Genomic DNA, 9,174 nt, shown 5'->3' with positions numbered 1-9,174 from the left:
CCCCGTCACCGACTCCGCATCAAGGATTTCCCGCTGATCATCAGAGCGACCCTGCACCCCACAATCATCCCAAAAACCCACGATCAACCAGCCAACCGCCACGCGGGATTATTCAGGAGTCTCCTAGCCGTGGCGAAGCCACGGCGCAGAGGCCGCGACCCAAAACGCCAAGCGCGGCTCTAAGGTCCTTGGCATGGTTCGCAAACCACGTATCGACCCGGTCCGGTGGCAGCCGCCACCGGTCGACCCGCTGCCGGACATGCCGACGCCGAGTATTACCACCGTCCCGCTCCCCGGTAACGGGCCCGAGGATGTCGTCGTCGACGCGGCCGGCCAATTGTGGACGGGTCTGGAGGACGGGCGCATCGTGCGAATTCCAACCGACGGGGGCCCGCCTACGGTCATTGCCGACACTGGCGGACGACCACTCGGTCTGCACATCGCTCCCAATGGCCGGGTCCTGATCTGCGACAGCCTTCGCGGATTACTCGCCCTCGACTCCGCCAGTGGCACGTTGGACGTGCTCGTCGAATCGGTCGCCGGCAGACGGCTCAAGTTCTGCTCGAACGTCACCGAAACAGCAGACGGCACAATCTATTTCACCGAGTCGACGTGCGACTTTCATTTCGAGCACTTTACCGCCCCGATCGTGGAGGCACGCGGACGCGGCGGCTTGTTCCGGCTCGACACGGACGGCACCGACACCACGCTGGTCGACGGACTGTACTTCGCTAACGGGTTGACGCCGACGGCCGATGGGTCGGCATTGGTATTCGCCGAGACCCAGGCGCGCCGGCTGTCGAAGTACTGGCTGACCGGGCCGCAAGCCGGATCGGTGACACGGTTGGCGGTGAACCTGCCCGGAATGCCCGACAACCTGTCCACTGGCGCGGACGGCCGAATCTGGACCGCGATGGTCAGCGAGGTGAACGCCGCACTGGAATGGATGTTGCCGCGGGCCCCGATCATCCGCAAGTTGGCGTGGCGACTGCCCGATCGGCTGCGGCCGCAGATCAATCCGGAGGTCTGGGCGGTCGCGTTCGATCCCGACAACGGTGCGGCCGTCGCCGGCCTGCGCACCAAGCATCCGGACTTCGGCGCCGTCACCGGTGTGGTCGAGGCCGCCGGCAGGCTGTGGATGGGCACGATCAGCTTTCCGGCCGTCGCTCACGTGGATCTGGCGGCCACCAAGTTGTGAGCCGTTAGGCCCAGAAGCGCCACTTGACGGCGCGCCGGCCAGGCTCGGCCGCGGCGAGACGCCGTTTGACCGCGTCGCTTGCCACCAGCAGGTCGCCGTTGTGCCCGGGACCCGGGTTGCGCAGGAACCGCGCCAGGACCTCGCACAGCCGGTCGAGTGCCGCGCGTAGGTCCGGGTCGGATGCCGCGTCGCGATGCTGCGTCAGCTCGGCCAGCACCCCGTCGAGTCCCGGGCGCCGAACCTGGGTTGCCTTCTCCACCTGCTTGAGCAGGCCCTTGACCGGTCGCACCCCTACAGGGTGCCCGACCTGCGCGGCCGTCGCCTCCGCTGGGGCGCCCACGGGGTGCCATCGGCACCCAGCCCGTAACACCAGTCCCACGGGTCACAGCGCGGCTCCGAGCAATCAGGTCCCCGATCGCCTAATCTGCACAGACGATGAGCTTCACACGTTCAGCATCATGCCTGCTCGCGGCGGCTTTCATGGTCGCTGGGCCCGGTCTGGCCGCCGCAAGGGCCGAGCCAAGTCCTGGGCCCAATGCCGGCCCGCCGAGTTGCCCGTACAAGGTGTCCACGCCGAAGGCGGTGGACTCCTCGGAGGTCCCGACGGCCGGCGACCCGCCGCTGCCGCTGCCGGTGCCGCCGAAGCCGGTCGGCGGCGAGGCGCTGAGCAGCTGCGACATCGTCATCGCACCCAACACGCCACCGCCGCCCGGCGACGTCTCCGCCGAGGCATGGCTGGTGGCGGATCTGGACAGCGGCGCGGTTATCGCCGCCCGTGACCCGCACGGCCGTCACCGCCCAGCCAGCGTCATCAAGGTGCTGGTCGCGATGGCCTCCCTCAACGCGCTGCCCCTCAACAAGTCCGTCGTCGGGACCGCCGATGACGCGGCCGCCGAAGGCACCAAGGTGGGCGTCGACGACGGCGGCACGTACACCGTCAATCAGCTGCTGCACGGGTTGCTGATGCACTCCGGCAACGACGCCGCGCACGCGTTGGCGATGCAACTCGGCGGTGTGGAGCAAGCGCTGGAGAAGATCAACGTGCTGGCCGCCAAGCTCGGCGGCCGGGACACCCGGGCGGCGACGCCGTCGGGACTGGACGGGCCCGGCATGAGCACCTCGGCCTACGACCTCGGCCTGTTCTACCGGTACGCGTGGCAGAACCCCACCTTCGCCGACATCGTCGCGACCCGCACCTTCGACTTCCCCGGGCACGCCGACCACCCCGGCTACCAGCTGGAAAACGACAACAAGCTGCTCTACAACTATCCGGGGGCACTGGGCGGCAAGACCGGGTACACCGACGACGCCGGCCAGACCTTCGTGGGCGCCGCCAACCACAACGGGCGGCGGCTGATGGCGGTGCTGCTGCATGGCACCCGGCAGCCGATCGCACCCTGGGAACAGGCGGCACACCTGCTGGACTACGGCTTCGGCACCCCCCAGGGCACCCAGGTCGGCACGCTGATCGAACCCGATCCCTCGTTGGTTGCCAAGCCCAACGATTCGGCGGCCCGGCAGGCCAACGTGGCCGACGCCGCGGGGCTGATGTCCTCGGCCGATGCGCTGCCGGTGCGGGTGGGCGTGGCCGTGGTCGGCACGATCGTCGTGTTCGCGTTGATCGTGGCCGCGCGCTCGATGAACCGCCGACCGCAAAACTGAGCAACCCCGAACATCATTGACCGCCCTGCGCGGCTGTGACACCGTATCGACGTGACCGAAGCCCTGTACGAGGATGCCGGCCTGGTGCTCGATGAGGACGGAATCACCATCCGGCGCTACTATTTTCTGCTTTCCGTGCCAAAACGCGTCGCCTACAACAAGATTCGGGGCATCAGGGCTAAGCCGATGAGCTGGGCGTCGGGCAAGGGTCGCTTCTTGGGGCCGGTGAATCCGCGTTACCGGCTCCCGCGGGACGTGCACCGCGCAAGCAAACAGACCCTGCTGATACTCGAGCTGGGCCGCTGGGTGAAGCCGTGCATCACTCCCGAGGACCCCGCACGCGTCATCGCCCTGCTGCGCGACCGGGTACGGCCCAACTGACCGGCGCGGCGCGGCGCGGGCTGCTGGTCGGGCTTACCGGGGCCAGCGTCGGCGTCATCTACGGCTACGACCTGTCCAGCATCGCCGGGGCGCTGCTGTTCATCACCGACCAATTCCGGCTGACCACATCGCAGCAAGAGCTGCTGACGACGATGGTGGTGATCGGCCAGATCGTCGGCGCACTCGGCGGAGGTGTGCTGGCCAATGCGATCGGGCGGAAGAAGTCGATGGTCCTGATCGTGGTGGGCTACGCGGTCTTCGCGCTGCTGGGCGCGACGTCGGTGTCGATGCCGATGCTGCTCATGGCGCGACTGCTACTCGGCGTGACCATCGGCGTTTCGGTGGTGGTCGTCCCGGTATACGTGGCCGAGTCGGCCCCGGCGGCGGTGCGCGGATCGTTGCTGGCCGCCTATCAGCTAGCCACGATCAGCGGACTCATCCTCGGCTACCTGGTCGGTTACCTGCTGGCCGGTACGCACAGCTGGCGGTTGATGCTGGCGCTGGCCACCGTGCCCGCGACGCTGCTGCTGCCGTTGCTGCTGCGCATGCCCGACACCGCGCGATGGTACGTGCTCAAGGGTCGGGTCGACGACGCGCGGCGGGCGTTGCTGCGCGTGGAACCCGAGGCCCCCGACGACTACCTGGACGCGGAGCTGGCCGAGATCGGCCGCGCGCTGGGCGAAGGCTCTCTCGGCTTTAGCGGCGGCCTGTCTGAAATGGTGCGTCGGCCGTACCTGCGCGCCACCGTCTTCGTGATCACCCTCGGCTTTCTGGTCCAGATCACCGGCATCAACGCGATCATCTACTACAGCCCGCGAATCTTCGCCGCCATGGGCTTCCAGGGGTATTTCGCGCTGCTGGGGTTGCCGGCGCTGGTACAGGTCGCCGGCCTGGCGGCGGTGTGTGCCGCGTTGGTTCTCGTCGACCGGCTGGGGCGGCGCCCACTCCTGTTGTCCGGCATCGCCATGATGATCGCCGCCGACGTCGTGCTGATCGTCGTATTCTCCCGCGGCTCCAGCGTGATATTCGGGTTCGCCGGGGTGCTGCTGTTCATCATCGGGTTCAGCTTCGGGTTCGGCTCGATGGTGTGGGTGTACGCCGGCGAGAGCTTCCCGTCGCGGCTGCGCTCGATCGGGTCGAGCACGATGCTCACCTCCAGCCTGGTGGCCAACGCGATCGTCGCCGCGGGCTTCCTGACGATGCTGCATTCCCTCGGCGGCGCAGGGGCTTTCGCGGTCTTCGGGGCTTTCGCGGTGGTTGCGTTCGGTGTCGTGTACCGGTTCGCGCCGGAGACCAAGGGCCGCCAGCTCGAGGAGATCCGGCATTTCTGGGAGAACGGTGGCCGCTGGCCCGATGAGGCAAAGACCCGATGACCCTGATCGGCGCGGGCACAATCGTCCTCGACGGACAGATCTGCCGACCGGGGTGGTTACAGACAGCCGGCCGAGAGATTCTTGCCTGCGGAGCAGGCCCACCAACCGCGCTCGCCGACGTCGATTTACCCGATTCCGTTGTGGTGCCCGGGTTTATCGACATGCATGTGCATGGCGGTGGCGGTGCCTCCTACACTTCGGCCGACGGTCCGGAGATCGCCCGGGCAGCGGGATTTCATCTGAGCCACGGCACAACCAGCACGCTGGCCAGTCTGGTCACCACCGCGCCCGCGGAACTGATTGCCGGCGTGCGGGCGCTGGCCGAGGCGACCCGACGGGGCATCGTCGCGGGCATCCATCTGGAGGGGCCGTGGCTCAGCCCGGTGCGCTGCGGAGCACACGACCACACGCTCATGCGTGATCCGGACCCCGCCGAGATCGACGCCGTGCTCGCCGCCGGCGGCGACGCGATCCGGATGGTCACGCTGGCGCCCGAGCGGCCCGGATGCGAGTGGGCGATCCGGCACTTTCTCGATGCGGGAGTTGTTGTCGCCGTGGGACATACCGACGCGACGTACGAGCAAGTGACCCAAGTCGTCGAACTGGGCGCGACCGTCGGCACCCATATGTTCAATGCCATGCCACCACTGCATCATCGCGAGCCCGGACCCGCGCTGGCATTGCTGCAAGACCCGCGGGTGACCGCCGAACTGATCGCCGACGGCGTACACGTACACCCCGCTGTGGTGCGCGCGGTGATCGAGGCCGCGGGCCCCGACCGGGTCGCCGTGGTCACCGACGCGATCGCCGCAGCCGGCTGCGACGATGGAACGTTTCGGCTCGGCACCGTCGCGATCGACGTCGCGTCCGGCGTGGCGCGGGTGCACGGAACGTCGACGATCGCTGGCAGCACCGCGACCATGGATCGGCTCTTCCGGACAGTGGCTGAGCCCGGCTCCGATGCGGCGCTGGCCGCAGCGGTTCAGATGACCTCGGCGACACCGGCCCGAGCCCTCGGGCTCGAAGGCGTGGGTAATCTGCGACCCGGCTCTGACGCCAATCTCGTTGTGCTGGACCGTGATCTTCAGGTAACCGCTGTCATGGTCCGCGGCGGTTGGATCCAGTGGGCCGGCTAACGACGCCAGTGGGTCAACCGCGAAAAGGTCAGTGCGCCAGCTGCTCCCACGACCATTGCGGTCAGCGCCTGACGTAGGCTCAAGCCCTCGTCCACCACCCGGGGGGAGATGATCGCTGGCGCGGGGGGCTCGACGGGCTTGGCGCGCGGGTCCTCCGATGCCGTCGCTGCCCACGCGGCGGAGAACAGGACGAGATACGCGGTGATATAGGCGAACACCATCAAACCCAATACCGGCCCGAACGCGGCGCCCGCCGGACTGCCCAACACCTTCTGCAGATAGATGGATCCGACCTGCTTGAACAGTTCGAAGCCGACCGCCGCGATCAACCCTGCCCGCATCGATTCGACCAGGCTGACCGACTTTCGCGGGAGCCGGGCGATCATCCACGTGAGCAGCAACCACGACACCAGCAACGACACCAAGATCGAAACAATCTGGAAGATCGCGCCCAACACCGAATACTTGGGTATGCCAATCCATTTCAGTACCGCAGCCATCGGGGTGGCGTGACTCAGCGCGCTAAGGCCGAGGGTCGCGAGGAGCACCAGGAAGGTCCCCAAGATCGCCAAGAGATCGGACAGCTTGGTACGCACGTAGCCGCGCGAGTCGACAGGCTGATCCCACCACATCTCGGTCAACGCTGTCCGCAGATGAGACATCCAGCTCAAACCCGCCCAGGCCGCGGTCGCCAGGCCGATGACACCGACGGATGCGCGCGCCCGGATCGCCGAATCCATCAACTTGATCAGCTGTTGTCCCAATTGACTGGGCACCTCTGCCCGGATGTGGTTGTCGATCTCGCTCAGCAACTCGGGCCGGCGCGACAACGCGAATCCGACCACCGCGAAACCGACCATCAGCAAAGGGAATAGCGCGAAGATCGTGTAGTAGGTGAGGCCGGCCGCGAAAAACCCGCCGTTGCGGTCGTCGAAGCGCTGGTAGGCGCGCATGATGTGGTCGAACCACCCGAACCGGGCCCGCAGCCGATCGAGAATGCCCGGTTTGCCCGGCTCGCCCATGGTCCACCTATTCCCGCTGCGGAAGGAACCCTAACCGATCGTAGACCCGCTGAACGGTTTTGCTGGCCACATCGTGGGCGCGCTGCGCTCCGGCCGCGAGCACAGCCTCCAATTCGGTTAGGTCAGCCATCAATTCGTCGACCCTGGCCTTGATCGGGCTGACGAACTCGACGACGACATCGGCGGTGTCCTTCTTCAGGTCGCCGTATCCGCGTCCGGTGTAGCCGTCAACGAGCTTGTCGATGCCGACCCCGGTGACGGCCGACTGGATGGTCAGCAGATTCGACACGCCCGGCTTGGCGTCGAGGTCATAGCGGATTTCGCGCTCGCTGTCGGTGACGGCCGAGCGAATCTTCTTGGCGGACAGGGCCGGGTCATCGAGCAGGTTGATCAGTCCGGCGTCGGTGGCCGCGGACTTGCTCATCTTCGACGTCGGGTCTTGCAGGTCGTAGATCTTGGCGGTGACCTTGGGGATGAGCACGTCGGGAACCACGAACGTGTCCGGGAAGCGGCTGTTGAAGCGCTGGGCGACGTCACACGCAAGCTCCAGGTGCTGGCGCTGGTCCTCGCCCACGGGCACCAGATCGCTGTCGTAGGCCAGCACGTCGGCGGCCTGCAACACCGGGTAGGTGAACAGGCCGACGGTGCTGGAGTCGCTGCCTTGGCGCGTCGACTTGTCTTTGAACTGGGTCATCCGCGACGCCTGCCCGAAGCCGGTGAAGCAGCCCAGCACCCACGCCAACTGGGTGTGGGCGGGCACGTGGCTCTGCACGAAAACGGTGCTGCGGCCGGGGTCGATACCCAGCGCCAGGTATTGGGCCGCGGTGACCAGGGTACGGCGTCGCAGCGCCTCGGGGTCCTGCGCGATGGTGATTGCGTGCAGGTCGACCACGCAGAAGAACGCTTCGTGATCGTCCTGCAGTGCGACCCACTGGGTGATGGCACCCAACGCGTTACCGAGGTGAAGCGAATCAGAGGTGGGCTGCACGCCGGAGAAAATCCGGCGGGATCCGGTAGCGGTGCTCATGATGCCCCGATCTTTTCATGCGAGGCCCGCCGCCGTTCGACACGTTGCTTTTCGATACCGGCGGTACCGCCTAGTAATGTCGGCAACATGACGACTCGCCCGCCGATCCACCTTGGTTCCGGAGAGCCGGTCCTGCTGCTGCATCCTTTCCTGCTGTCGCACGCGGTATGGGAGGTGGTGGCCAGGCAATTGGCCGACACCGGTCGCTATGAGGTGTTCGCCCCGGCGATGGCCGGCCACAACGGTGGGCCGGCCGCCGGCACCTGGTTCCTGTCCTCTTCGGTGCTGGCCGATCACGTCGAACGCCAGATGGACGAACTGGGCTGGGACACCGCCCACATCGTCGGCAACTCGCTGGGCGGTTGGGTCGCATTCGAACTGGAGCGTCGCGGGCGGGCGCGCAGCGTCACCGGCATCGCCCCGGCGGGTGGCTGGACGCGATGGAGTCCGGTGAAATTCGAGGTGATCGCCAAGTTCGTCCTGGGCATTCCCTTGCTGGTACTCGCTTGGTTGTTCGGGCCGCGCGTGATGCATCTGCCGTTCAGCCGCCGGTTAGCCACCTATGCGATCAGCGCGACGCCGGACGGGGTCAGCGAGCGCGAACTGAGCATCATCATCGATGACGTCGCGCACTGCCCCGCCTACTTGCAGCTGCTGGTCAAGGCGCTGCTGCTGCACGGGCTGCGAGAACTTGCACAGAACGCTGTCCCGGCGCACCTGGTGATCTGCGAAAAGGATCGGATCATCCCCGCGCCTAGGTTCACCCGGCATTTCATCGAGCACCTGCCGGCCGACCACAAGCTCACAGTGCTCGACGGCGTCGGACACGTGCCGATGTTCGAGGCGCCCGGGCGCATCACCGAGGTGATCACCGACTTCCTCGAAGAGATCAACCCGGCGCTTCGGGCCGTCAACCCGCCCGCCAGCTAACCGTTAGCCCCGCGGGCGTGCGCAGATGTACCTAATCAGTGGCGTGTCACTGTACAAACGCGCACTCTCGCGCGGTGGTTATTAGTTGGCCAGAGCCTTGTCCAAGTTCTCGGCGATGGAGTTGAGGAATTCCTCGCTTTGCTGCCACTCCTGCTCGGGACCGATGAGCAGCGCGAGGTCCTTGGTCATCTTTCCGCTCTCGACCGTCCCGATGACGACGTCCTCCAGCTTCTGGGCGAACTCGATCACCTCCGGGGTGTTGTCCAGCTTGCCGCGGTGCTGCAGTCCGCGCGTCCAGGCGAAGATCGAGGCGATCGGGTTCGTGGAGGTCGGTTTGCCGGCCTGATACTGCCGGAAATGGCGGGTGACGGTGCCGTGGGCGGCTTCGGCCTCGACGGTTTTGCCGTCGGCCGTCATCAGCACCGACGTCATCAGCCCCAGCGAG

10 protein-coding genes are annotated in these 9,174 nt (G+C 66.8%); 6 read left to right on the top strand and 4 right to left on the bottom strand.

Annotation, left to right across the window (positions count from 1 at the left end; translation table 11 throughout):
* The first annotated feature begins 193 nt into the window (after positions 1 to 193).
* Positions 194 to 1,198 (top strand): SMP-30/gluconolactonase/LRE family protein, encoded by a 1,005-nt coding sequence (locus ACLP9N_RS35340; RefSeq protein WP_442411758.1) that lies wholly within the window; start codon positions 194 to 196, stop codon positions 1,196 to 1,198.
* A 4-nt stretch (positions 1,199 to 1,202) separates the two neighbouring features.
* Here ACLP9N_RS35340 and ACLP9N_RS35335 read toward each other — a convergent pair whose 3' ends face one another.
* A complete protein-coding gene (locus tag ACLP9N_RS35335) occupies positions 1,203 to 1,538 on the bottom strand; it encodes a hypothetical protein (protein ID WP_442411757.1) in 336 nt (111 codons plus the stop codon).
* A gap of 95 nt (positions 1,539 to 1,633) precedes the next feature.
* Between ACLP9N_RS35335 and ACLP9N_RS35330 the strand changes: the two genes are divergently transcribed.
* Genes ACLP9N_RS35330 through nagA form a run of 4 tightly spaced genes read left to right on the top strand, consistent with a single transcriptional unit; the run spans position 1,634 to position 5,750 of the window.
* Positions 1,634 to 2,860 carry a D-alanyl-D-alanine carboxypeptidase family protein gene (locus ACLP9N_RS35330; RefSeq protein ID WP_442411756.1) on the top strand — a complete coding sequence of 409 codons (1,227 nt, stop codon included), beginning with the start codon at positions 1,634 to 1,636 and terminating at the stop codon, positions 2,858 to 2,860.
* Positions 2,861 to 2,911: 51 nt separating this feature from the next.
* The gene (locus ACLP9N_RS35325) at positions 2,912 to 3,241 is read left to right on the top strand and encodes a hypothetical protein (RefSeq protein ID WP_442411755.1); all 330 of its coding nucleotides are present in this window, start codon (positions 2,912 to 2,914) and stop codon (positions 3,239 to 3,241) included.
* Positions 3,163 to 4,614 (top strand): sugar porter family MFS transporter, encoded by a 1,452-nt coding sequence (locus ACLP9N_RS35320; RefSeq protein ID WP_442411759.1) that lies wholly within the window; start codon positions 3,163 to 3,165, stop codon positions 4,612 to 4,614. Before ACLP9N_RS35325 ends, ACLP9N_RS35320 begins: the two co-directional genes overlap by 79 nt.
* A complete protein-coding gene (nagA, locus tag ACLP9N_RS35315) occupies positions 4,611 to 5,750 on the top strand; it encodes an N-acetylglucosamine-6-phosphate deacetylase (RefSeq protein ID WP_442411754.1) in 1,140 nt (379 codons plus the stop codon). The genes ACLP9N_RS35320 and nagA overlap by 4 nt, the downstream gene beginning before the upstream one ends.
* On the opposite strand, the gene yhjD is transcribed toward nagA, so the two are convergent.
* Both yhjD and trpS read right to left on the bottom strand, forming a co-directional pair.
* Positions 5,747 to 6,772 carry an inner membrane protein YhjD gene (yhjD, locus tag ACLP9N_RS35310; protein WP_442411753.1) on the bottom strand — a complete coding sequence of 342 codons (1,026 nt, stop codon included), beginning with the start codon at positions 6,770 to 6,772 and terminating at the stop codon, positions 5,747 to 5,749. The two genes, nagA and yhjD, sit on opposite strands and share 4 nt — an antisense overlap.
* A 7-nt stretch (positions 6,773 to 6,779) precedes the next feature.
* The gene (gene trpS, locus ACLP9N_RS35305) at positions 6,780 to 7,799 is read right to left on the bottom strand and encodes a tryptophan--tRNA ligase (protein WP_442411752.1); all 1,020 of its coding nucleotides are present in this window, start codon (positions 7,797 to 7,799) and stop codon (positions 6,780 to 6,782) included.
* Positions 7,800 to 7,886: 87 nt separating this feature from the next.
* On the opposite strand from trpS, the gene ACLP9N_RS35300 reads away from it, so the two are divergent.
* A complete protein-coding gene (locus ACLP9N_RS35300) occupies positions 7,887 to 8,729 on the top strand; it encodes an alpha/beta fold hydrolase (RefSeq protein WP_442411751.1) in 843 nt (280 codons plus the stop codon).
* A gap of 81 nt (positions 8,730 to 8,810) precedes the next feature.
* Here the strand turns inward: ACLP9N_RS35300 and ACLP9N_RS35295 are convergent.
* Positions 8,811 to 9,174 (bottom strand): isocitrate/isopropylmalate family dehydrogenase (locus ACLP9N_RS35295; RefSeq protein ID WP_442411750.1); only part of this gene is annotated, 364 nt, incomplete at its 5' end.

The sequence above is a fragment of the Mycobacterium sp. genome (assembly GCF_052144515.1).
In the GTDB taxonomy this organism is placed as follows: domain Bacteria; phylum Actinomycetota; class Actinomycetes; order Mycobacteriales; family Mycobacteriaceae; genus Mycobacterium.
Note: the sequence above shows the minus strand (reverse complement) of the source record. Positions and strands in the feature narration are given on the sequence as shown.

Excerpts from the sequence above, each read along its gene's own strand:
- nagA (WP_442411754.1), top strand. The coding sequence starts at position 4,611 with ATGACCCTGATCGGCGCGGGCACAATCGTCCTCGACGGACAGATCTGC.
- ACLP9N_RS35330 (WP_442411756.1), top strand. The coding sequence starts at position 1,634 with ATGAGCTTCACACGTTCAGCATCATGCCTGCTCGCGGCGGCTTTCATG.
- trpS (WP_442411752.1), bottom strand. The coding sequence starts at position 7,799 with ATGAGCACCGCTACCGGATCCCGCCGGATTTTCTCCGGCGTGCAGCCC.
- ACLP9N_RS35300 (WP_442411751.1), top strand. The coding sequence starts at position 7,887 with ATGACGACTCGCCCGCCGATCCACCTTGGTTCCGGAGAGCCGGTCCTG.
- yhjD (WP_442411753.1), bottom strand. The coding sequence starts at position 6,772 with ATGGGCGAGCCGGGCAAACCGGGCATTCTCGATCGGCTGCGGGCCCGG.
- ACLP9N_RS35340 (WP_442411758.1), top strand. The coding sequence starts at position 194 with ATGGTTCGCAAACCACGTATCGACCCGGTCCGGTGGCAGCCGCCACCG.